Source organism: Mycolicibacterium stellerae (assembly GCF_003719305.1).
In the GTDB taxonomy this organism is placed as follows: domain Bacteria; phylum Actinomycetota; class Actinomycetes; order Mycobacteriales; family Mycobacteriaceae; genus Mycobacterium; species Mycobacterium stellerae.
The window spans coordinates 89814-111560 of record NZ_RARC01000003.1 but is presented as its reverse complement, the minus strand read 5'-3'; the positions used below and the strand labels follow the sequence as shown (position 1 = coordinate 111560).

Here is a 21747-nt window from a genome sequence, read left to right as displayed (position 1 = left end):
CATGGCGGGCCGTGCTTCACGACTAGAGCTAGCTGGTCCGCAGACCGTTCTGATCGCCATGGACCAATCCATTCAAGCCATCGCACGCTCGAAGTCGGAGCCGTCGATTGACGTCATTTTTAGGAGGCTCAGATGTCTGAGCAAGACAAGGCCGGTCAAGCACGGAAAGGCTTGATCGACTCGGTGAAGGGCAAGGCGAAAGAAGTTGTCGGCGCTATCACCGGCAACGACTCGTTGACTGCCGAAGGCCAGCTCGAGCAGACCCAGGCCAGGGATCGCAAGGATGCCAACAGCGTCGAAGCCCTCGCCGACGCCGAGGCGGAGCAGGCCCGTGCCGAGGTCTCGAAAGCCAGGGAGGAAGGCGCGCAAGAGCGGGCCGCGGTGAACGACGAGACACGGGCCGCCGAGTACAACGTGCGCAACGACCAGGCCGCGCAGAAGCGGGCAGCGGAGCAAGCTGCGCAACAGGCCGCTGAGCAGGCGAAGATGCGGGCTGAACTCGACGCGCAACTCGAAGTGCAGCAGGCGAAGGAAGCCGAGCGCCAAGAGATCGACGCCGCGACCGAAGAGGCTGTTGATGCCGCCGCAGAACATCAGAGTGCGGTTCAGGTGTCCGAAAGTGCCAAAGAAGAGGCCGACCGCATCAGACGCCAGGCCGCGACCTTGACCAAACAAGCCGACCTGCCCTGAGCACCGGCGAGAAATAGGAGAATTGATGAAACTCGCAGAAATCCCGTTCGCGGTGTTCCGCTTTCAGTACCAGATCGCTCGAATTCCCTTCCAGCTGATCGAGGACCAGATGGCCGCCCGGTTGTATGCGGAGGCACCGGTGCGGTTGTTCTACGAACGCTCGCTGGGGACCGTCGACGCGACAATCGGCAACCTGCTGGACGACCCGAAGTTGAAGCAACGAGGAACGGCGCTCGTTGAGCGCAGCGATGCCCTCAGCCGAGCCGCAAAGCTTGATGCGAAAGCGACCGCGAAGCGTGAGCAGGCGGACGCCAAGCTGAACGCCACACACGACGACGTTGTGTCCGACATCAAAGATGCACGCGACGCAACGGAGCAGGAAGCCATCGACGCGCGGATCACCGCCGCGGAGCGCAAACGCGCGGCAGATGACGCCGCCGAGAAGCGGGCCGCCGCGGCCAAGAAGCGGGCCGACGACTTCGCAACACAGCGCAAGAATGCCGCCCAGACGGCAAAGCGTCAGGAAGAAGCCAAGATTCGGGCGGCGGAGAAGAACGCCACCGAGGCAGCCAAGGCCAAACTCGACGATGCTCAAACAAAGCGCGGCGAAGCGGCACGCAAGCGCGCGCAGGCCGATCGGGTCGAAGAGCTTGCCGATGCCGAAAAGCAGAAGCGCAAGTCCGAGCGGGCGAAGACGAACTGATCGCGGTAGTTACCCGATCACTGCCGTGAGTCGGTCATCCTCATGGGTTGACCGGCTCACGCATCTGCCCAGCTGGCAGACGGCATATCAAGTGACCGCCGGTGAGCATCTGCCACGCGATGATCGAATAGACGCCGCCTCTCTCCCACACGCCGAGAAGCGGGGGGCCTCCGGCCGCAGTCTTGACGTCGATAGCGAGCATCGTGAAGCTCAACAGGCCGACAGCAGCGAGCCCGATGGATACTGCGCAATACCACTGTGCCGCACCGGTTTTTCGAACGGCCGCCGATCCGGCCAGGATCGCCAGGTTGCCTCCGGCTATTGCCGCCACCGCGCCCGCACCGTGCAGCCACGCGATGCCGGCCACTTCCGCTGCCGGTCCGCTGTGAATGGTGCCGACCGCAATGTTGCCGACAGCGTTCATGGCGGCAAAGCCGACAAGCGGTCCCGCCCTTGTTGGTCGAACAGCGCAAGCGACCAGCAGGGCTCCGAGCAGAAAGAAAGACCCCTGCACGTAGAAGGCGGTGTTCATCAGGTACGCCAGCGGTGAGTCGACCGTGCGGCCGTGAAGCATTCCGGGAGTGGTCACCCCGAGATCGCTGATGTAGTCATGGGCGTAGCTGTAATACGGGCGAAAGCGTGCTGCCGCAATGGCTTCGAGTACGAAGTAGGCGCCGCCGGCGGAAATCCACAGAGCACCTGCAGCTATCGCACACGCGCGTCCTCGGCTGGGCTTCGGTGGCGCGGCCGGCGTGCCGACGTCGTCGATCGGAACTCCCTTCTGTCCCGTGATGGTCTCAAAGGCCCACGGCTGGGTATCCGGGTGCACACCAAATTACTTCGGAACCGAGAACGCCACCCAGCGCAAGCTCAACGCGATCGCCGATACCCTCGCCGACCTGATGGACGAACTTGGCGCCGACACCCGGAACTGCGCCGTGCTCGCGACGAATTGACCTCAGCGGTCGGAATCGAGCAACGGCAAAGGCACGAAGTGAGAAACGGCCCCTTGAGGACTGGTTTATATGCCGCCGCTGGGGAACAACTCACCGATGCACACTATGGGAAGGCCACGATGACGGACGTCGAGTATGTCGAAATGCACGGTGAGCGCTTGGCCTACCGACAGGCGGGCAGCGGCGAGGTATTGGTGCTGATTCACGGTATGGCCGGCAGCTCGGATACCTGGCAGGCGGTGATGCCCCGGTTGGCTCGGCGATATCGGGTCGTTGCCCCTGATCTGCTCGGACACGGGCAGTCCGCCAAGCCGCGTACCGACTATTCGTTGGGCGCCTTTGCCGCCGGCTTGCGTGACCTGCTCGACGAGCTGGGGATCAGCCGGGCCACGATCGTCGGCCACTCGCTTGGCGGCGGGGTGGCGATGCAGTTCATGTACCAACATCCCGAGTATTGCCAACGATTGATTCTGGTGAGCAGCGGCGGGCTTGGACCAGACGTGGGCTGGATCCTGCGGCTGCTGGCGGCACCGGGAGCTGAGTTCGTGCTGCCGGTCATCGCACCGGGGGTGGTGCTCGGAATCGGGAATCGGGTGCGCTCATGGCTGACTACGGCGGGGCTGGGCTCACAGACGGCGCAGCAGTTCTGGGCGGCGTACAGCTCACTCTCCGATTCACCTACCCGGGCGGCGTTTCTGCGCACGCTGAGGTCAGTGGTCGATTACCGCGGGCAATCGGTCAGCGCGCTGAACCGGTTGCGCCTGCGGGCCGAGGTTCCCACCTTGGTTGTCTGGGGTGAAAGCGATCGCATTATCCCCGTCGAGCACGCCTACGGAGTCCGAGCGGCGCGGCCGGGTAGTCGGCTTGAAGTGCTCGCCGGTGTTGGCCACTTCCCGCACGTTGAGGCCCCCGCCGAGTTCGCATCGGCTATCGAGGAGTTCATCGCAGGTAGCGACCACATGGCCGCTGCAACGCCAGTGTCCGCACTGTTCGATGACATCCAATTTCACAAGCAAGTCGATGTGGCGGTCGGAGTCCTCACCGAGTTGCGGGGATGTTTGCGCGACGAGGCGCTCGAAGATTTCGTCGATGGGGTTCGCGAAACCGGGCTCAGTGCACATGATCTCGGCCGCGCGCTGGTAGGGCTGGCGGCGGGGCGACGACCCCCCTACATGGACGAGACCTTGGAGCGTTGGGGGCACCTGCTTGCGTTGCGCGGCCGCACGGATGGTCACGATAAGGGCGCTGTGAACACCACAGTCCGGGTACGGTACGGCCCTGGAAACGAGTCAACGATGTGTTAGTGGGCGTTCAGCGCTTACAACACCGGGTCGGCCGCCGGTGACTGCCAGTCGACCCCTTCTCCCGGTAGATCATCGCGTCAGCCTTTCCCTGGCGCTACGGCTTCAAGATGATCTTGACGGCGCCGTCCCGCTTCTTCTGGAAGATGTCGTAGGCGTGCGGCGCGTCGTCGAGCGGCAGCGTGTGCGTCGCGAAGGAGTCCACACCCAGCGGGTCGTCGTCAGTCAGCAGCGGCATGATGTCGTCGACCCACTTCTTCACGTTGGCCTGGCCCATCCGCAGCTGAATCTGCTTGTCGAACAACGTCAGCATCGGCATTGGGTCGGCCATGCCGCCGTACACGCCGATCAGCGAAATGGTGCCGCCGCGGCGAACGATGTCGATCGCTGAGTACAAGGCGCCGAGGCGGTCGACGCCTGCTTTCTGCATCATGGGTTTGGCGACCGCGTCCGGCAGAAGCCCAGTTATCTGTTGAACCATCTTGGTAACAGGCGAACCGTGTGCCTCCATCCCGACCGCGTCAATTACCGAATCGGTGCCACGTCCGTCGGTCATGTCGCGAACAACTTCTCCGAGATCGTCGCCGTGCTGGTCGAGATCGATCGTTTCCACGCCGCGGGCCTGGGCCCGGGCTAGCCGCTCAGGCACTCTGTCCACGGCAATTACGCGATAGCCCTTGTGCTTTGCTATGCGCGCCGCCATGTCGCCGATTGGCCCGAGCCCCAACACCGTCACCGAACCCCCGTCGGGAATCTCGGCATACGCGACCGCCTGCCAAGCCGTCGGCAGGACGTCGGATAGGTAGACGAAGCGGGAGTCCGGTGGCCCCTCCGGGACTTTGATGTGGGTGAAATGAGCCTGTGGGACGCGAAGCAGTTCGGCCTGGCCGCCTGGAACCTGGCCGTAAAGCTCGGAGAAGCCGAACAGCGCGGCACCCATGCCCTGCTCACGGACCTGCGTCGTCTCACATTGGGTGAAGAGCTGCTCGTTACACATATAGCAACTGCCGCAGGAGATTTGAAATGGGATCACCACGCGGTCGCCCACCGCCAGATTGGAGACCGAGGGACCGACCTCGCGCACAATCCCCATCGGCTCGTGGCCGAGGATGTCGCCCTCGCTCATGAAGGCTCCAAGCGTCTCGTAGAGATGCAGGTCGGACCCGCAGATGTTGGTCGACGTCACCTCGACGATGGCGTCGGTCGGGTCTTCCACCTTCGGATCCGGGACCGTATCCACGCGGACGTCCCGTTTGCCGTGCCAGGTGACTGCCTTCATCGCAACGTCCTCTTCCATATCGGTGAACGGCTCGAGTACCCCGAAGGTTTGACCGGAAACAGCCTTCGGCTTGTCATCCGTCGCCACAAAGCGATATCCCCGCGGTCTGCATCGACCGCGGGGATATTCACGTTGTGACTGGGCTGCGCGCCCTACGCTCAGCCGATGCCGACGACCTCTTGTGCGATTGCCGCGACGCGTGTCTGGGCAGCGGAGACGACGCCATGCCGGTTCTTGTGCGCCTCCTCATAGGCCAGGATCGCGCGGACGTCGGCGGGAGTGGCCAGGTCCTGGATTTCGGCCACCGCTTCGGACACGTTCAACGCGTCGTAGTCGGTGATCGGCAGCTCGGCGGCGTCGAGCACGCCGGCAGCGCTTCGCATCGAGTGCAGCGCGTCGGCTGCCTGGCCTGCGCCCTCGCGGCGGGTGATCCGCTCCGCGGTCGCCAGCGCGGCGTCCCGTGACGCGCTCAGCGCCTTCGTCGCGACATCACCTGCGTGGGCGCCGCGGCTCAGCAGCTCACCGAGAGCCGGCGGGGCGGCGCGCACGGTTTCCACTGCGCGATCCAGCCCGCGCGCTGACCACGACATGGGCACGTTCACCAGTTTCACCGCTACGCCGGTCGCTGCCTGAATCGGGGTGCGTCGCAGCGCGGCAGGGCCACCGAGTGCGTCCTCGGCCAGCACGGTGGTGATCCACTCGACAGTCGCGGTATGCGCCACGATGAGACGATCGGCCAGTTTCTCGATATCTGAACTGCCATTCGCCACTGCCAGGGCCTTGATGTAACGGGCCCGGTCGAGGAGCTGGTGCTCCAGCGCGAGGTCTCCGAGAAGCGCCTCACCAAACGGTTGCGCCTGCTCGGTCATCGCTTTCACCGCCGCGGCGGCACGGCCCAGCAGCGGGCCGATGACATCGGGAAGCCCGCCGAGATTGCGGATCGCGCTTTCGATGGACTCTGCACGGGCACGGCCATTCGCGGCATTCTGAGTCAGCTCGCGGCGGACGGCTTCGGTGCGGGCCTGAGCCACCCGTGTCTCGGCGACCTGGATCTCGGTGTTGGTCAGGTCGAGCACGGTACGGAGTTGCGCCAGCAGAGTGCCGGTGCCATTCATAGTCATTAAGGTTCGCCCCTTCGGCGTTGACGTCATTGAGTCGGCGCAAAAGCGCCGTGGTCATCGGGTACCCAAGCAACCGACGGGCAATCGATCTGTGACGAGATCGTCGATCGAAAATCAGTTCCCCACAACGACGTTTACGTGGCCATAGCAGGGGTATCAAAGCGGGACCGTTAGCTTCCAGACCCGGAGCAATCCTCGGTAAAACTCATATTGAAAGCGATTCAATGACCGCGTCTTCACCTGTTCACACCCCCGATGCGACGTCGAAGTTCGCGACGCCGGTGCAAAAAGCCGCTCTGGCAGTCGGTGCGATCTTTCTACTCGTGGGGGTGCTCGGATTCGTTCCCGGCATCACCTCGAACTTCGACCAGCTCACGTTCGCCGGCCATCACTCCGATGCCGCCCTCCTGGGAATTTTCAACGTGTCGGTGTTGCACAACCTTGTGCACCTGGCATTCGGTGTCGCGGGAGTTGTCGTTGCCCGCACCTTCAACAGTGCCCGCTCGTACCTCATCGGTGGCGGCGCCGTATACCTGGCGCTGTTCGTCTACGGCCTGGTCATAGACCACGACAGTTCGGCCAACTTCGTTCCAGTCAACGATGCCGACAACTGGCTGCACCTCGGACTCGCGGTCGCCATGATCGCTCTCGGCGCCACGCTGGGGCGTACTCGCAATGACACCGGCAGGCCTGTGGGCACCGATCACAAGACACCAGGCGGCGTCGTCCGCTGACAGCGGACAGAGCAAAGTGCGCCGTCGCAGGTGCACACGATCACTTAGGAGAATCATGTACCTACATACTCAACAGCTCATCAATGACATCGTCGTCGACGAGCCAGATCCAGCCGCTGCCAACGCACTTCAAGAAGGTCTTGGTGGCCAGTTCGGCGAAATGCGGACGATGATGCAGTATCTGTTCCAGAGCATCAACTTCCGGGGTGACGCGGCATCGAAGCCGTACAAGGACCTCTTGCAGGGCGTCGGCACCGAAGAAATCAGCCACGTGGAATTGATCGGGACGACCATCTCGCGACTGCTCGACGGCTCTCCCGAATACATGGGCAAGAAGAACGACGCGGTCGACAAGCCGGGCGCCAACGGCGCGACGCCCCTGAAGATCGCGTTGGATACCAGCAACATTCACCACTACCTGGTCGGCGCGCAGGGCGCTCTCCCAGTCGACGCAGCCGGAAACCCGTGGAGCGGGTCGTACGTCTACAACAGCGGCAACCTCGTGCTCGACCTCCTCTACAACCTCATGTTGGAGTCGACAGGCCGGCTGCAGAAGTGCCGTATCTACGAGATGACCGACAACAAGACCGCGCGGTCCACAATCGCGTATCTGATCGTTCGCGACCAGGCTCACGAGAACGCGTTCGCCAAGGCCTTGGAGAGCCTCGGAGTCAACTGGGGCGCCGCATTGCCGATCCCCAAGACCAACGCCGAGCAGTTCCCCGAGGTCAAGAAACTTCTCGACCAGGGCCTGCAGAGTATTCAGTTCACCTTCAGCGCCGATGACGAGAGTCAGGCGGCGAAACTGTATCGAGGTGCATCTCCGTCGAACGACGGAACCGAGCTCAGCACCGCCGTCATGCCCGAGGGGTTTCCGATGACGATCGCGCCGGAGCGGCGCGAAGAGTTCGCGCCCGGTCTGGACAAGGAGCTGTTGGCGCTCATCCAGGCGACAGCCGAGGTCGAGATCGCGGCCAACAACGGGTCGAAGACCAAGTAAACACGTGCACGGGTGGGCTGGCGTCGATGACGTCGCCCGCCCGTCGCCCGCAGCGGCGGTCGAAGTGCGCGACGGCGGCCGCGCCCAGATAGGGTCAACACAATGAAACGGCAAGTCAGCGCGGCACTCGACGTGAGCATAGACGCGGACACGACCTTGGATTTCCAGATCGCCGTTGCGCCACATCCCGAGGCGGAAGTCTTTGAGATGTTGTCATTCGTGCTGAACGGGCGACCGATCGAGGCTCGGGAGATCAGCGGCCTGCACGGCAACCGCATTCACAAGTTCGACGCGCATGTCGGCCACCTCGAAGTCCGGTACGAAGCGACTATCGTCGGCCAAACGACGCCGGCGCCGGTATCCGACTATGACTTGTCGATGTACCTGTGGCCCAGCCGCTATGCCGAGGCTGACAAGTTCTACGGTTTCGCCACAACGGAATTCGGCGCCCATGCCGACTCGGCAACTTTGTTGGCGGAGGTGTCGTCGTGGGTGGGCACCCGGCTCAACTACGTTCCTGGCTCGAGCGATCCAATTGACGGCGCGGTGGATACCCTTCTTGCGGGCAACGGCGTGTGCCGTGACTACGCGCACCTGGTGGTCGCGCTGCTGCGCGCGGTCAACGTGCCCGCGCGCCTCGTCTCCGTCTACGCGCCCGGCCTATCACCGATGGACTTCCACGCGGTGGCCGAGGCCTTCGTCGACGGGCATTGGCGGGTGGTCGACGCGACGTGCCTCGCACCGCGCCAGACCCTAGTCCGCATCGCCACCGGGCGTGACGCCGCTGATACCGCCTTCCTGGACAACCACAAGGGTTCGATCAACCTGACGAACATGACAGTCACGGCGACGTCTGATGGCGACTTGCCAAGAGACGCCCTCGATCAGCTGGTGTCGATCCAGTAGGCGCCCACTCGGGTGAGCAAGCCCTTTATGGCGGGACGACGTTCGCGTCAAGTACCTCCCTAGGGGTGTAACAGCGCCCTCCTTAGGGGTGTTGACTGGGTGAACTCGAGCGACTGCTCGACGACCGAACATCCTCGAAAGTTCAGGGAGGGTTCAAATGGTCGAACACTTCTGCGAGCCGGCTCAATCCACCACACACCGTCACGGCTTCGAGATTGCCGAAAGTTGGCGGCACTGGGAGGTGGTGTTGTCTGTCATCGGCGAGGTTGACATAGTCACCGCACCGCATCTCAGCCGCGCGATCTGCGAGGCGCTTGGGAAATCCGCGACCACACTCGTCATTGACCTCACCGAGGTGACTTTTCTTGCGTCGGTCGGGATGAGCGTGCTGGTCACGGCCCAGCAGGCAGCGGATGCGATGGCCGTACGATTCGCAGTGGTTGCAGAAGGGGTCACTACGCGCAGGCCGATCACGCTGCTCGGAATCGACGCCGTCCTGGCGCTATATCCGACCCTCGATGATGCTTTGCGTGCGGTTCGCCGGGACGACCGTCCCTAGGGCGCAGAACTTCCCCTTCTAGCTATGCTCGAGAATTAGTCGAAAAGTTGGTCCAGAGCCTGACCTTCGAGCTCGACCCACCGTTTCACCTTGGCGCTGACATCCTCGACCTCGTCAGGGTTGAAGTGTCGAGCGCCGTCCGGGGTGATACGACAGATATCCATCGGAGCACCCACACTTGGCGAAGTCGCATCCAGCGCGTCGAGCACGCGCAACGCCGCCACCACCCCGTATTCCACATCCCGCTCGGTCATTCGGAAGTGGCTCAACAACGCGTGCGCCTGCTGGGCCATCGCCGAACCGCTGCCGACGGCTTGGAAGCCGACCTCCTCGTAATGCCCGACCAACCCGTTCGGGTCGAGATCGACGATGAACGGTACGTCCCCGGCGTAGCCGGCGGCCAGAACGTAGGTGGCGGGTGTTCCAGCCGACTTCTGCCCTGGCACGTCCTCGATGAAATTCGCGTAGTGACGCTTGAACACCGGCAGCAACCGTTCCTGCAGTGCGTGCCCGATGTCTCTGGCCTCGACGACCGCGTCCGCCTCGGCGTTGAAGATCTGTTCGACGTCGTAGAGCACCGCACGCGATCCGCTTCCGCCCCACGCTGCGTGGGACCCGAGGGAATGGAGCTTCTGCGCCGGGTAGCTCAGTCCCCTGCCCCCGTCGGTGATTTGCGAGTCTGACGCCATCACAACTCCATTGGCACAACGGAGGGCGAGCACGACGGTCATCTCGGCGATGTTCTCACGGCCGGGTGCCTCCCGACCCGGAAAGCGGCAGACCGCTAACGCTTCCCGCTCGCTTTGGTCACGAACAACGATCGACAACGCGGGCCGGGTGACGACGGTGGTTGGATCGGGCAGGCCGCCCATTGCAGATGGTGGCCGCCGGAGGTGCGATATGGGGTCGCTTGGGCCGATACATCTGGTTGCGTTGATCCTTGTCGTCGCAGCTGTTGCCGCAACCGGCGGATTCGTCGCGGCATCCGCGGTGCACAGGAATACGCGACGCGCGCGCGGATACTTCGTTCTCGGGTTCTTTTGTGGATTGACGGCGGGCGCGGTCCGCCGCCACAAGCGACGCGTCGTTCGCACGCTCAATTCAGCGGCTTTGCCGCTTGGATGGGGGCCGACCCCGCGGCGCCGCCGAGTTCGGACCTAGCAGAGGAGGGGTTCACCCCGCTCAGGGGCCGCCTCGCCAATGTTCGATGCGGTGGTAGTCGGGGGTGAAGCCGTGATCCACTCCCCACAGGACCGCCTGGGTCCGGCTGCCGACTCCGATCTTGCGGTAAATCGAGCGGATGTATGACTTCACCGTGTTGGGGCTGAGATAGGTCAGCTTCGCGACCTCGGCGTTGCTCTTGCCCTGGGTGATCAGCGCCAGGATCTCGGACTCCCGGTCGCTGAGCCCTTCGCCCCGGCCGGGCCAATCGAGCCCGACGGCGCTGCGTGCCCGCGGCGGGGCGTCGCTGATCACGGTCTCGCCGGCGTGCACCGCCTCCAGTGCGGCAACCAACTCTCGCGCGGGCAACGTCTTCGAGATGTACCCGTGGGCACCCTGTTGTCGAGCATTTTCGATGAGGTCAGGGTGAAAGTTCCAGGTGTACACCACGACTCGGTGTGCACGCGGATTGTCGACCAGCACGGCGATCTCTTCGTGGTCCGATTCCGGTTGCGCGAAGGAGTCGTACAAAACGATGTCGACGGTGTCCTCGACGTCCATGTTCGAGTCGAGTTCGGCGACGACGATTCGGTCACGGTACTTGTCGAACATGTTGGCCACGCCCATCACCACCACGTCGTAGTCGTCGACGAGGGCGACGGTGATCGGCTTGTTCGGGCGCGAAACCATGTCCTCAAACTACCTCCCTAGGGGTGTAGTTACACCCTCCCTAGGGGTGTTCACTGGTGTTTGTCGAGCGATCGCTCGGCATGTGCGCCTTCGGGCACACAGGGCGGCCCTGACCAGAAAGGCTCTGCCATGATCATTTTGGGAATCATCCTGCTGATCGCGGGATTCGTGCTCAAGATTTCGATTCTGTGGACCATCGGAATCATCCTGCTCGTCGTGGGTGTCATCTTGGCGCTCCTCGGTTCGACGGGGCGCGCTGTAGGTGGTCGGCGCCACTACTTCTAAGTTCTGAGTCGCACTCGGTCATGTGATCCCTTGACCGAGTGCGAACACTTGTATCGCGGCCGACTTGCCCTTCAACTCATGGCTTCCCCGGTCGGTGAGTGGCGTCGGCCGCGATACCAGCGCGTCGATGGTTTGTTGCGTGAGAAGGATTGTGTCACCGGTGGTTTTGGTCAACTGCTCGACACGGGCGGCAACGTTGACGGTGTCACCGATCAACGTGAACTCCAGCTTGCTGCCACCACCGATGGTGCCCGCGATCACCACACCGGTGTTGATCCCGATACCGATCCGAAGCTCACCACCGAAGCGCTCAGCGACCAGGCGATCAATCAGCAGCGCCGCACCCACCCCAGCATCGGCGTGTTCGGCGACGTCGTTGGGGGCACCGAACACTGCCAGGGCACCATCGCCGAGGAACTTGTTGACATGCCCACCGGCGTCGACAACGGCAGGCACCACGATCTCGAACAGCGCGTTGAGGCGGCCAACGGTGTCCTCGGCCGAATGAGCCTCGGCGAACGGGGTGAAGTCACGGATGTCGACGAACATCACCGTCACCTCCCGGCGCTCGCCGGTGAACACATCATCGCCCTGCTCCAACAACCGCGCCGCTAACCCGGGGTCGACGTAGGTCCCGAACGCCGCCTGAAGCCGTTGCCGCTCAGCCAAACCCGCCTGCATCCGGTTGAATGACGCGGCCAGCACCCCGAGGTCGTCGTCCTGAACGACTGGCAGCCGCCCGATGTAATCGCCTGCCCCGACACGTTCGGCTCCTCGGGCGAGGTCGCGAATCGGTTGCAGCGACGGGGAAAACCCAAGGCCGACGGAGATCGGCACCGCCAAGCCGATCGCCAACGCACCTCCGATCACGACAGCGAGGATGGGAACGGCGTCGACACGATCGATCACCGCCCCCAACGACACGCCAAAGACGGCGAACACAAACGCGACCGCGACCACCGACACGTTCGACCGCACAGCGAAGGTCGGGCGCGGCCGCGGCAGGGAATCACCGATTCCCGTGTCGCCTGCGAGGGCCGCCCTGACCGGTCGCAGGATGGATTCCATGATGTTGTGAAAGGCGATCAGTTGCGCACCCGTTCCCACGACCGCGCCGAGGATCCCGTACTGGATGAGCCGCGGTCCCGCTGCCCCTGCGATCGTGCCGACGACAACCGACAACACGGCCGCCCAAACACCGGTCGCCCACACCGTCCGGGGTACCGCGGACCTGGCATAGGAGTATGTCCCCGCCAAGGCCGCCGCTCGATCGACCGGGCGGCCTGCCGCCCACTTCTCCGCAGGGCTCAGCCATCGGCGATCGGGCAGGATGATCACGCCTTCGAGCACGATCACGGCAACACCGACCACGACCGCCGCCTCGAAGAATCGACCGGACTTTTCGAAGGCGACGACAAGGAACGACAAGGGTAGATAGACCATGAGCGCGATGGGAAATACGATCACGCAGACCGCCCTGATATACCTCGTCGCGTACCGATCCCACGTCCACTGCCAGATGCGGTCCATGCCGCGACACTAAAGTGCCGCGTAACACATCACCGGCCAAACCGTCGCCCTGGAGCGCGGACCGATTGTTGGGGGCATCTGCGATTCCTGATCCCGATCAGCTTTCCCCCGACGACGTCCGAATACTTGACGTCGAGTCGGCGGTGATCACCGGTCAGACCCTCAAGCTCGTGATCCTGGAACCGGCATCCGAGGCACTGGACATCGAATCGCTTCGGGCGACTGTTCTGAAGCGACTCGCAACCCAGCCACGCGCGACACAGCGCGTGGACACCTCCGCATCGCCGCCACGGTGGGTGCCGTCGGCTGACTTCGCCATAAACGATCACATCCGCGCGTGCGCCGACACCGACTGCGCCACGCAACCCGACCTGTGGCGGATCGTCAGCCGGTTGATGTCGGAGCACCTCGACCGGTCCCGTCCGCTGTGGACGTTCGACGTGATCGGCCCGCTGGAGGACGGTCGCGTTGCCATCGCCGCGCGACTGCACCACGCAATGGCCGACGGCATCGCCGCGGTGCGGTTCCTGGAAGCGCTGCTCTTCGACGAGCATGCGCCAGCCCCGACGAACCCCCGAAGTCTTGCCGCCGAGCCGGCCGCCTCCGGTGGCGGTGCGTGGCGGATGCCCGCCGCGGTGCTACGAGAACTCGGCCGCCCCGGCTCGCCGTCACCGTTCGACCGGCCGATCACGATCGCGCGAGAGCTCGCCTTCACCGGAGCCACGATCGCCGACATGAAGGCCATCGGCGCGTCACGCCCACAACCGGCGACGGTCAACGACGTGCTTCTCGGCATCGTCGCGGGCGGGCTGCGGACGTGGCTGGCGGCTCACGACACGATAAGGCGCCACCTCCGCGCCCAGATACCTGTCAGCCTGCATCACCGCGCTGAGGAGGCATCGGCCCTCGGCAACCGCGACTCGTTCATCAACGTCGACCTGCCGATCGGGGAGGTCGACCCACTGGTGCGGTTGGACCGCATCAGCGCAGAGACCAGGCAACGCAAGCGCCTCGACGATGCCGACGAGCTATACGAGTTCTTTCACGCGCTCGGCAGGGTCAAGCGCGTCGAGACGGTCGCCCGCCGACTCGCGGGCAGCGCACGCGAGTTCAGCCTGTCGATTTCGAATGTGCCGGGGCCTGCCACGCCCGTCGCCGTTGCGGGCCGCCGCGTCCAACACCTGTTCTCGTCGTCCGAGCCGGGCGCCCATCACGCACTTCGCATCTCGGCGATCTCATGTGCCGGGGACTTCGGGATCGGGGTGTGCGGTGACCCGCAGGCGCTGCCACATATCACCCGGCTCGCCGAGGCGATGGAGAACTCCTACATCGAATTGCATGCGGCAGCAACGAAACAGTGAATACATAAGCCGCGCATAGCCCAATCTCAGTGCTCGCGACTTACCTGGAGTCATGTCCATGAAGGAATTGCCCGTAGTGCTGATCACCCATGCGGATTCTGACACCGGATATCGATGCGCCCGCAAGCTGCTCGCCGGCGGTCACCGCGTGGCGATCACCGCAGAGCACGCATCTCGGCTTACACGAATCCTGTTGGGGCAGCCGGCCGATCAGGTCTTTGCGATCGCGGCAGACCTTTCCGATCCACAACAGTACGCACGCGTGATTCAGCGTACCGAGGACCGGCTCGGCCGAATCGCGTTGACCGTCGACGGCCGTACTGGATCTTCGGGCGGATTGGCTTTCTCGCCGGGACTTCACGGCGCGTCAGCGGCCTAGGCCGAAGACGTCAACCGAGCAGCCTCGGCCACGAACGCATCGACATCCTCTGATCGGGTATCGAAGCTGCACACCCACCGCACCTCACCTGTGGACGCGTCCCAGTCGTAGAACCGGAAGCTCTCGCGCAGCCGGTCGGCGACTCCGGCCGGTAAGCGGGCGAACACGGCATTCGCCTCCGTGCGCTGGGTGAACTCGACGCCGCGGATGCTGCCGTCGGCGATACCCGCCTCCATCTTCGAACGCAGCAGCGCGGCCATCGCGTTCGCGTGTCGAGCGTTGCGAAGGTAGAGGTCGCCGTCGAGCAGTGCGAGCAGCTGTGCAGAGACGAATCGCATCTTCGATGCGAGCTGCATTTGATGCTTGCGCAGATAGATCAGCCCGTCCGAAGCCCTGGCGTCGAGCACCAAGATCGCTTCGGCACCGAGCGCGCCGTTCTTCGTGCCGCCGAAGGTGACGACGTCGACGCCCGCGTCGGTGGTGAAGGCGCCCAGCGGCAGGTCCAGCCTCGCGGCGGCGTTCGACAAGCGGGCGCCGTCCATGAAGACGCCCATCTCCCGTTCGTGTGCGTAGTCGGTGATCGCCCGTATCTCGTCGGGCGTGTAGACGGTGCCGAGCTCACTCGACTGGGTGATGTAGACGACGAGTGGCTGCGCCCGGTGCTCGTCGCCCCACCCCCAGGCTTCCTCGGCGATGAGGTCCGGCGTGAGCTTGCCGTCGGGCGTCGCGATCGGCAGCAGCTTGATGCCTGCGGCCTTCTCCGGCGCTCCACCCTCGTCGGCGTGGATGTGCGCCGTCTTCGCGCAGACCACCGCACCCCAGCGGGGCAGCATCGACAACAGGCCGACGACGTTGGCGCCGGTGCCGTTGAACACCGGGAAGATCTGGGCCGCGTCACCGAAGTGCTGCGCGCACACCTCTTGCAGGTGCGCCGTGTACGCGTCCTCGCCATAGGAGACCTGGTGTCCGTCATTGGCGTCGGCGATCGCGGTGAGCACGTCTGGGTGCACACCCGAGTAGTTGTCGGACGCGAAACCGCGGACGCTGGTGTCGTGCAATGGGCTCACGACGCTCCAATCTAGTTATGCGCCGCAGCTGCCATTTCGCTGACACTCGTCATTGACAGTCGTCAGCGAGTGTCGTACGGTGCCGTCATGCCCCCCACAGGCGTCCGCGAGGCGCAGCGACTCGAGACGCGAGCGCGATTGTTCGATGCTGCCGTGGCCGCGATCGGTCGCTCCGGCCTGGCGGGGGCCGACGTCAGTGCGATCGCCGCGCAGACCGGCGTGGCGAGGGGGACGTTCTACTTCCACTTCCCCACCAAGGAGCATGTCCTCATCGAGCTGGAACGCTCAGAGGAAGCAATGATCGTGGCCGAACTCGAGCACTCCGCCACGACGCCCAAGGACTTGCCTGCGCAGCTGGCCGCATTGGTCAGACATGTACTCGATGCCGAGAAGCGGTTGGGTCCGTTGATATTTCGGGATATGTTGGGCCTGCACTTCTCACCGACCCGTCCTGTCGGCGATGAGCTGCACCATCATCCGCTCGCCGAGTACGTCATCGGTGCCATCGCGGCCGCACAGGCCGACGGGCAGGTGGCCGACGACGCAGACCCAGGCGAACTCGGCGTGATCTTCCTGACCGGCCTGTTCGCCTTGCTCACGACCGCAGCGGCTGAGGCACGCACTGGATTACTGGACCGCTATGTGAAGACGATCAGTCAAGGACTGGAGGCACGATGAACGCAACGGGAATCGACGGCTACCGCGACTACTTGGCGCGCCGCGACGGCGACGCCGACCTGCTGAATCGGCGGCTTGCCAGCCGAGAGGATTTCTTCGGCTGGCTGGAAGCCGATCCCGTCCGCTCGAAACATCGCATCGACCCGCACGCCTTCGCTCAGAACTTGCGCCGCCGCCGCCCCGAGCCCGGTGTCGACCGGCGGATGCTGTTCCTTTTGGCCACCGCGAAACTCAATCAAGCTGAGCGGTTCGGCGTGGGACTCGGAGAAACCTATGGCAACAACAGCGGCGACGACGTGCCACCCGAACGGGTGTACATGGAACTCGAGGAGCACTACCACACCCGGCTACTCGCCTACGTGCTGGACATCTTCGGCCTGCCGTTCCAGGTGGTACCACCGCCTTTCGTGATGCGTCAGTTCGTCAAGACTGCGGTCTTTCTGCCCGAGCGGACGAGTTTCATGTTCGTGGGGGCGTCGGAAATGGCGGGCTGCATCATGTTTCACGAGCTCCGCCGCATCGGCGTCGAGTTGTTCGCCGACGAGCCGGAAGTCGCCGCACGAATCGACCGACTTTACAGCGAGATCCTCACAGACGAAGTTGGCCACGTGGGCTACTGCGCCGCGCGCTGCACGTCCGCGGAGCGGGCGGTCATGCGCCGTCTCTATCCGCGAATCGGACGGCTGTTTGCCCGGCAGACTTTCGAGATCAGCCTCCTCACGGACCGCGATGAGCTTCGCGGCATGCTGGATCGGCCTTTCGACGTCGAGGAGCTGACGGCCGGTCTACCGACCGAAACGTTCCTTGCCGCCCACCCCTGAACACAGGCTCGGCCGCGCGGACGGGTGAAAATGTAGGGAAACACCCGATTTCTCTTCCCCCCGTCTCTCCTTAATGTGCTTTGCGGAGTCCAAATGGTCCGTGACTCTTGCAGTTCAGCAGCGAGCTGTAGTCGGCCCGCCACCTCCACAGTGGCGGGCCGACCTGTAGCTGCTGCTCGGCGACCGTGGCGATTAGGTTGGCCGGATTGCGATTGTGGCCCCAAAATAGCTCGATTCCGCGGCAAGGCGGCAGACTTCGCGCGTGCGAAACCACGCCAAAATGAAGCGACACGGCGCACCCTTTTGGCATGACGAAGCTATTTCGTGGCAACCCCCGGCTGCTTCTTCAGGTGCTCCCGGTGGCCGCCGCCATGGTCATGCTCAAGTGGTTGTACGACCTGAGTCCGCTCAAACACCTCGAGCTCAGCCCGCTGCTCGCCGGCGTCATCGCCGCCGAAGTCTTCATCGTCGGATTCATCCTGAGCGGGACCGCCGCCGACTTCAAGGAGGCCGAACGGCTTCCCGGCGAGGCGGTGGGCAGCCTGGACTCGATCGCCGACGAATGTCTGATAATGGGCGAGGAACTCAAGCTTCCCGAGGCCTGTCAGTGCGTGTCGCTATTGGCAGATATCGGGGCCTCGATCCGCCAATGGCTTTTGGGCGATGATGGTTTCGATGATGTACTCGGACTCCTTCGTCGGCTCAATCCGCTGTTCAGTGTTTTCGCTCCCAAGATTCAGGCCGGCTTCACGACTCGGCTGAAGGGCGAACAGGCCAACATTCGCAGGGTAGTGATCAGGATGGACACCATTCGCCGCACGTCGTACGTCTCGGCCGGGTACCTGATCGCCGAAGTCACCGGATTGATGATCCTGGTGCTCCTGCTGATCACTGCGGTCGGACAGCTCGCACCCACGCTGTTGGTAGTCGGGCTGATCACTTACCTGCTGGTCTACGCAATTGCGATGATCCGCGACATCGACAACCCGTTCGAGTACCACAACGGCAAGCCGGGAGCCGCGGATGTGGATCTCGGTGTACTCGAAGCGTGCGAACACCGACTCCGCGGACTTGCGGCGACGATGGGCAACGATCGAGGTGCCCAGGAACGATCTGCGACTACCCTGACCCCGTGAGCAGCCAGCGAGTGCCCGGCGGCGTCGTACACACGTTGCCGGCAGACCTGCGAGAAGCACTGATCGGCAACTCCCCTGCACTTGCCGCGTGGAAGGACATCACGCCGTTGGCGCGCAACGAGTTCATCTGTTGGGTCGAAGACGCCAAGCAGGAGAAGACGCGGGAGCGTCGCATCCGCCGGACCCAGGAGGAACTGGAGGAGGGCATGCGCAGGCCGTGCTGTTGGCCGGGCTGTAAGCACCGCGAGCGCAACGGCAAGTAACGGCCGAATTCCTTCCGTAGTCGATCAGCCGGCGTTACCGTCTCATAAGTCGTCGTGACCGAGGAGGAGTCGACGTGGACGGATATCGGACCGTGGTAGTCGGGACCGATGGCTCGGATTCGTCCATGCGCGCGGTGGTACGCGCGGCGGAGGTTGCCGTCGGGGAGAACGCCAAGCTGATCATCGCGAGCGCGCACGTGGAGACCGTCGAGAAGGGCGGGTGGTCGCGAGTACCGTCTCGCGATCACGTGGCTGATCCCCGCGCCGCGGACTCCCTTGGCAGCGAGGGCTACATGTTGCACGGCAATGCGCCCGTGTACGGGATCCTTCGAGAGGCCAAGGACAAAGCCAGAGCCGCGGGCGCTGACATCGTCGAGGAGCACGCGATCGGCGGTGCGCCGGTCCCTGCACTGGTGAAGTTCGTCCAAGAGGTGAACGCGGACCTGCTCGTCGTCGGCGACGTTGGCCTTGACTCCGTCGCCGGAAGACTGCTGGGCTCGGTGCCCGCCGAGGTCGCCCGCAGAGCGCGAATCGACATCTTGATCGTCCACACCGCCGACTAGGGCCGCACCGGCCGATGATCACCGTCAGCTGCGGTGAAGTCCGGCGCACGTTCCCGCCGGGGCGCGACGTGATCGTCGGACGCGACGTCCGCGCGGACCTTCGTGTCCTGCACCCGGCGATCTCCCGGGCACACGTGATCCTGAGGTGCATCGACGGGCAGTGGACCGCGATCGACAACGAGAGCCTCAACGGCATGTTCGTCGGGGCCAAGCGGGTCACGACGGCGCCCGTGCGCGATGGCGTGGACGTCAACCTCGGAAACCCGGAGGGGCCTCGGCTGACGTTCGAACTCGGTCCGCCCCCCGATGAACGTCCGACGGTGGAGACGAAGCGGCCGACACGGCCGATCACCATCGGACGTGCCGCCGACAACGACATCGGTATCTCCGACGCGCTGGCGTCACGGCACCACGCCCGGTTGGTGGCGACGCCGTCGGGCATGCAGATCCAGGACGCCAACAGCGTCAACGGCACGTTCGTCAACGGCGAGCGGATCAAGGCCAAGACGCTTCAGGAGAACGACGTCGTCACGATCGGCAACCTCGACTTCGTCTTCACCGACGGTGATCTCGTCCGCCGGGCCGAGCCTGCCACGACGGCAGGCGGTCTGGAGGCGCGCGACGTCGCCCTGACCCTCGATGACGGCGAGGTGCGGTTGCTGGATCGGGTGTCCCTCACTTGCCGGCCTGGCGCGCTGACCGCGGTGATCGGCCCCTCCGGCTCGGGCAAGTCCACGCTGCTGAAGGTCATCGTCGGGGTGTGGAAGCCGACGGGCGGTGCGGTGACCTTCGACGGGCGCGACCTGCACGCCGAGTACGCGTCGATCCGCGGCCGAATCGGCATGGTGCCACAGGACGATGTGGTGCACCGTGGGCTCACCGTCGCCCAGGCGCTGGACATCGCGGCGAAACTGAGAATGCCACCCGACACCACCAAACACGAACGGCAACAGGTGATCTCGCGGGTTCTCGAAGAGCTGGAAATGACCGAGCACGCCGGCGCACGCGTCGACAACCTTTCGGGTGGGCAGCGAAAGCGGGTATCGGTCGCGATGGAGTTGCTGACCGAGCCGTCGCTGCTGGCGCTGGACGAACCCACCACCGGCCTGGATCCCGCGCTGGACCGGCAGGTGATGACGATGCTGCGCAGGCTCGCCGATGCCGGTCGGGTGATCGTGGTGGTGACGCACTCGTTGCGATTCGTCGACATGTGCGATCAGGTTCTGCTGCTGGCGCCCGGCGGCAAGACCGCGTACTGCGGGCCACCGGGCGACATCGCCGAGGCGATGGGCTCGAAGGATTGGGCCGACATCTACAACGACATCGTCACCGATCCGGATGGGGCGCAACGCCGTTACTACGAACGCCACGGACCGGCGCCGGACGCTGCCCCTGCTCCTGCGCCGGTGCAGCCCTTGCCGGTGGGAAGGAAATCCCGCACAAGCTTCTGGCGCCAGGTGTCGGCGGTCGCACAGCGCCAGATTCACCTGGTCCTCGCCGACCGCCGCTATCTCGTCTTTCTCGTGTTGGCGCCGCTCATCGTCGGCCTGCTACCGCTGGCGGTGGGCGGTCACGCCGGCTTCACCAAACCGCCGGCAGACGCATCCGCGCCGTTCGAGCCGCGGCAGCTCATCGTGCTGCTCAGCTTCGCGGCGATATTGATGGGGTTGACGGTGTCGGTTCGCGACCTGATCGGCGAGCGGGCGATCTTCCGTCACGAGCAGGCGGCGGGCCTCTCACCGTCGGCGTACCTATTGGCCAAGATCATGGTGTTCGGCGCCATCGCGGTGATCCAGTCGGCGCTTCTGGTGATCGTGGTGACGGCACCCGGGATCGGAAAACGCGCGCCGTCGACGGCCGCGGTGCTCGGCAGTCCCTTGCTCGAGTTGTTCGTCGACGTGGCGGCGACGGCCGCGGTGGCGGCGGTTCTCGGGCTCGCGATATCGGCGGTGTCCCGCAGCAGCAATCAATACATCCCGCTACTGGCGGTCGCGTGCGTGGCTCAGCTTGTGTTCGCAGGCAGCTTCGTCCCGATAACGGGTCGTCCGGTACTCGAGGCGATAGCCGCTTTCACCCCCGCGAGGTGGGGTGTCTCGGCCATGGCCTCGACGGTGGACTTGACGAATCTTGTTGCCGTTATTCAGGATTCGCATTGGCAGCACAGCGCATCGGCGTGGTTGTTCGACATTGCGATGCTTGCGGTGTTGGCCCTGCTTTTCGCCGGTTTCGTGCGGTGGAGACTTCGACGGAAGCCCGACGCGTAGGGGTTTACTCTTCGGAACCAACCACCCGCAGCGAGGGCCGCACGTTCTCCTGGGGAGGCTCGTCCCGGCCTGCCTGCGTCCGTTCCTCGCTGGGCCGACGTAAGTCGGCCGCCACATCCTGGTAGTTCCAGGCCAAGTCTCGAGTTTCTTTCGTGACGCGGGTGAGCGCCACGGATACCGCGCCGACGATTCTGCGCAGGTGGAGAACAGTGGCATGGGCGGCCTCATGTGCGGCGTCGGTGCCTCGCGTCAACGCGGCATCTGCCCTACGCCCCAGTTCGGCAAGCATCAATTCCCCTC

General features: G+C 64.3%; 24 protein-coding genes and 1 pseudogene. 17 read left to right on the top strand and 8 right to left on the bottom strand.

Features of this window, described 5'->3' with window-relative positions; genetic code table 11:
- Positions 1-132 precede the first annotated feature (132 nt).
- Together D6M19_RS05930 and D6M19_RS05925 are read left to right on the top strand one after the other, a co-directional pair.
- Positions 133-690 carry a CsbD family protein gene (locus D6M19_RS05930; RefSeq protein ID WP_123024262.1) on the top strand — a complete coding sequence of 186 codons (558 nt, stop codon included), beginning with the start codon at positions 133-135 and terminating at the stop codon, positions 688-690.
- A gap of 25 nt (positions 691-715) precedes the next feature.
- Entirely contained in the window at positions 716-1393 is a 678-nt protein-coding gene (locus D6M19_RS05925; RefSeq protein WP_123024261.1) for an IF2 family translation initiation factor, read from the top strand.
- A gap of 40 nt (positions 1394-1433) precedes the next feature.
- Here D6M19_RS05925 and D6M19_RS05920 read toward each other — a convergent pair whose 3' ends face one another.
- Positions 1434-2222 (bottom strand): DUF998 domain-containing protein, encoded by a 789-nt coding sequence (locus D6M19_RS05920; protein ID WP_123024260.1) that lies wholly within the window; start codon positions 2220-2222, stop codon positions 1434-1436.
- On the opposite strand from D6M19_RS05920, the gene D6M19_RS34160 reads away from it, so the two are divergent.
- Together D6M19_RS34160 and D6M19_RS05915 are read left to right on the top strand one after the other, a co-directional pair.
- On the top strand, positions 2185-2349 hold the full coding sequence (locus D6M19_RS34160; protein WP_164478336.1) for a hypothetical protein: 165 nt from the start codon (positions 2185-2187) through the stop codon (positions 2347-2349). The two genes, D6M19_RS05920 and D6M19_RS34160, sit on opposite strands and share 38 nt — an antisense overlap.
- 119 nt (positions 2350-2468) lie before the next feature.
- A pseudogene (locus D6M19_RS05915) lies at positions 2469-3326 on the top strand (alpha/beta fold hydrolase); the annotation flags it as partial.
- A gap of 421 nt (positions 3327-3747) precedes the next feature.
- Here D6M19_RS05915 and D6M19_RS05910 read toward each other — a convergent pair.
- Positions 3748-4929, bottom strand: a complete 1182-nt coding sequence (locus D6M19_RS05910; RefSeq protein WP_123024488.1) for a zinc-dependent alcohol dehydrogenase — start codon at positions 4927-4929, stop codon at positions 3748-3750.
- A 158-nt stretch (positions 4930-5087) separates the two neighbouring features.
- Positions 5088-6050, bottom strand: coding sequence for a ferritin-like domain-containing protein (locus D6M19_RS05905; protein ID WP_123024258.1), 963 nt, complete (start codon positions 6048-6050; stop codon positions 5088-5090).
- A 224-nt stretch (positions 6051-6274) separates the two neighbouring features.
- Here D6M19_RS05905 and D6M19_RS05900 point away from each other — a divergent pair, with 224 nt between their 5' ends.
- The 4 genes from D6M19_RS05900 to D6M19_RS05885 all read left to right on the top strand — a co-directional run bounded on the left by D6M19_RS05900 (position 6275) and on the right by D6M19_RS05885 (position 9249).
- Complete coding sequence (locus D6M19_RS05900; RefSeq protein WP_123024257.1) at positions 6275-6784, top strand: DUF4383 domain-containing protein; 510 nt, start codon at positions 6275-6277, stop codon at positions 6782-6784.
- A gap of 55 nt (positions 6785-6839) precedes the next feature.
- Positions 6840-7784: a manganese catalase family protein gene (locus D6M19_RS05895; protein ID WP_123024256.1), complete on the top strand. Its 945-nt coding sequence runs from the start codon at positions 6840-6842 to the stop codon at positions 7782-7784.
- A 102-nt stretch (positions 7785-7886) separates the two neighbouring features.
- Positions 7887-8690, top strand: a complete 804-nt coding sequence (locus tag D6M19_RS05890; protein WP_123024255.1) for a transglutaminase-like domain-containing protein — start codon at positions 7887-7889, stop codon at positions 8688-8690.
- 157 nt (positions 8691-8847) lie between these two features.
- A complete protein-coding gene (locus D6M19_RS05885; protein ID WP_123024254.1) occupies positions 8848-9249 on the top strand; it encodes an STAS domain-containing protein in 402 nt (133 codons plus the stop codon).
- A gap of 35 nt (positions 9250-9284) precedes the next feature.
- Here the strand turns inward: D6M19_RS05885 and D6M19_RS05880 are convergent, their stop codons facing one another.
- Together D6M19_RS05880 and D6M19_RS05875 are read right to left on the bottom strand one after the other, a co-directional pair.
- Positions 9285-9980, bottom strand: a complete 696-nt coding sequence (locus D6M19_RS05880; RefSeq protein ID WP_123024487.1) for an Ntn hydrolase family protein — start codon at positions 9978-9980, stop codon at positions 9285-9287.
- Positions 9981-10431: 451 nt separating this feature from the next.
- Positions 10432-11100, bottom strand: a complete 669-nt coding sequence (locus tag D6M19_RS05875; RefSeq protein ID WP_123024253.1) for a response regulator transcription factor — start codon at positions 11098-11100, stop codon at positions 10432-10434.
- Positions 11101-11229: 129 nt separating this feature from the next.
- Between D6M19_RS05875 and D6M19_RS34155 the strand changes: the two genes are divergently transcribed.
- Positions 11230-11385, top strand: a complete 156-nt coding sequence (locus D6M19_RS34155) for a DUF6131 family protein (RefSeq protein ID WP_164478348.1) — start codon at positions 11230-11232, stop codon at positions 11383-11385.
- Between the two features lie 18 nt (positions 11386-11403).
- Here D6M19_RS34155 and D6M19_RS05870 read toward each other — a convergent pair whose 3' ends face one another.
- Entirely contained in the window at positions 11404-12915 is a 1512-nt protein-coding gene (locus D6M19_RS05870) for an adenylate/guanylate cyclase domain-containing protein (protein WP_123024252.1), read from the bottom strand.
- 68 nt (positions 12916-12983) lie between these two features.
- Between D6M19_RS05870 and D6M19_RS05865 the strand changes: the two genes are divergently transcribed.
- Together D6M19_RS05865 and D6M19_RS05860 are read left to right on the top strand one after the other, a co-directional pair.
- Positions 12984-14276 carry a wax ester/triacylglycerol synthase domain-containing protein gene (locus D6M19_RS05865; RefSeq protein WP_234834717.1) on the top strand — a complete coding sequence of 431 codons (1293 nt, stop codon included), beginning with the start codon at positions 12984-12986 and terminating at the stop codon, positions 14274-14276.
- 52 nt (positions 14277-14328) lie between these two features.
- A complete protein-coding gene (locus tag D6M19_RS05860; RefSeq protein ID WP_123024251.1) occupies positions 14329-14655 on the top strand; it encodes an SDR family NAD(P)-dependent oxidoreductase in 327 nt (108 codons plus the stop codon).
- Here D6M19_RS05860 and D6M19_RS05855 read toward each other — a convergent pair.
- On the bottom strand, positions 14652-15722 hold the full coding sequence (locus tag D6M19_RS05855; RefSeq protein ID WP_123024250.1) for a threonine aldolase family protein: 1071 nt from the start codon (positions 15720-15722) through the stop codon (positions 14652-14654). The genes D6M19_RS05860 and D6M19_RS05855 overlap by 4 nt on opposite strands.
- 87 nt (positions 15723-15809) lie before the next feature.
- Between D6M19_RS05855 and D6M19_RS05850 the strand changes: the two genes are divergently transcribed.
- From D6M19_RS05850 to D6M19_RS05825, 6 genes are all read left to right on the top strand, one after another.
- A complete protein-coding gene (locus tag D6M19_RS05850) occupies positions 15810-16400 on the top strand; it encodes a TetR/AcrR family transcriptional regulator (protein WP_123024485.1) in 591 nt (196 codons plus the stop codon).
- Entirely contained in the window at positions 16397-17221 is an 825-nt protein-coding gene (locus tag D6M19_RS05845; RefSeq protein WP_123024249.1) for a hypothetical protein, read from the top strand. Before D6M19_RS05850 ends, D6M19_RS05845 begins: the two co-directional genes overlap by 4 nt.
- A gap of 308 nt (positions 17222-17529) precedes the next feature.
- The gene (locus tag D6M19_RS05840; protein WP_123024248.1) at positions 17530-18357 is read left to right on the top strand and encodes a hypothetical protein; all 828 of its coding nucleotides are present in this window, start codon (positions 17530-17532) and stop codon (positions 18355-18357) included.
- A complete protein-coding gene (locus tag D6M19_RS05835) occupies positions 18354-18620 on the top strand; it encodes a YdeI/OmpD-associated family protein (RefSeq protein WP_123024247.1) in 267 nt (88 codons plus the stop codon). The genes D6M19_RS05840 and D6M19_RS05835 overlap by 4 nt, the downstream gene beginning before the upstream one ends.
- A gap of 74 nt (positions 18621-18694) precedes the next feature.
- On the top strand, positions 18695-19183 hold the full coding sequence (locus tag D6M19_RS05830) for a universal stress protein (protein WP_123024246.1): 489 nt from the start codon (positions 18695-18697) through the stop codon (positions 19181-19183).
- 14 nt (positions 19184-19197) lie between these two features.
- Positions 19198-21447: an ATP-binding cassette domain-containing protein gene (locus tag D6M19_RS05825; RefSeq protein ID WP_123024245.1), complete on the top strand. Its 2250-nt coding sequence runs from the start codon at positions 19198-19200 to the stop codon at positions 21445-21447.
- Positions 21448-21451: 4 nt separating this feature from the next.
- Here the strand turns inward: D6M19_RS05825 and D6M19_RS05820 are convergent, their stop codons facing one another.
- Positions 21452-21736 carry a hypothetical protein gene (locus tag D6M19_RS05820; RefSeq protein WP_123024244.1) on the bottom strand — a complete coding sequence of 95 codons (285 nt, stop codon included), beginning with the start codon at positions 21734-21736 and terminating at the stop codon, positions 21452-21454.
- Positions 21737-21747 lie beyond the last annotated feature (11 nt).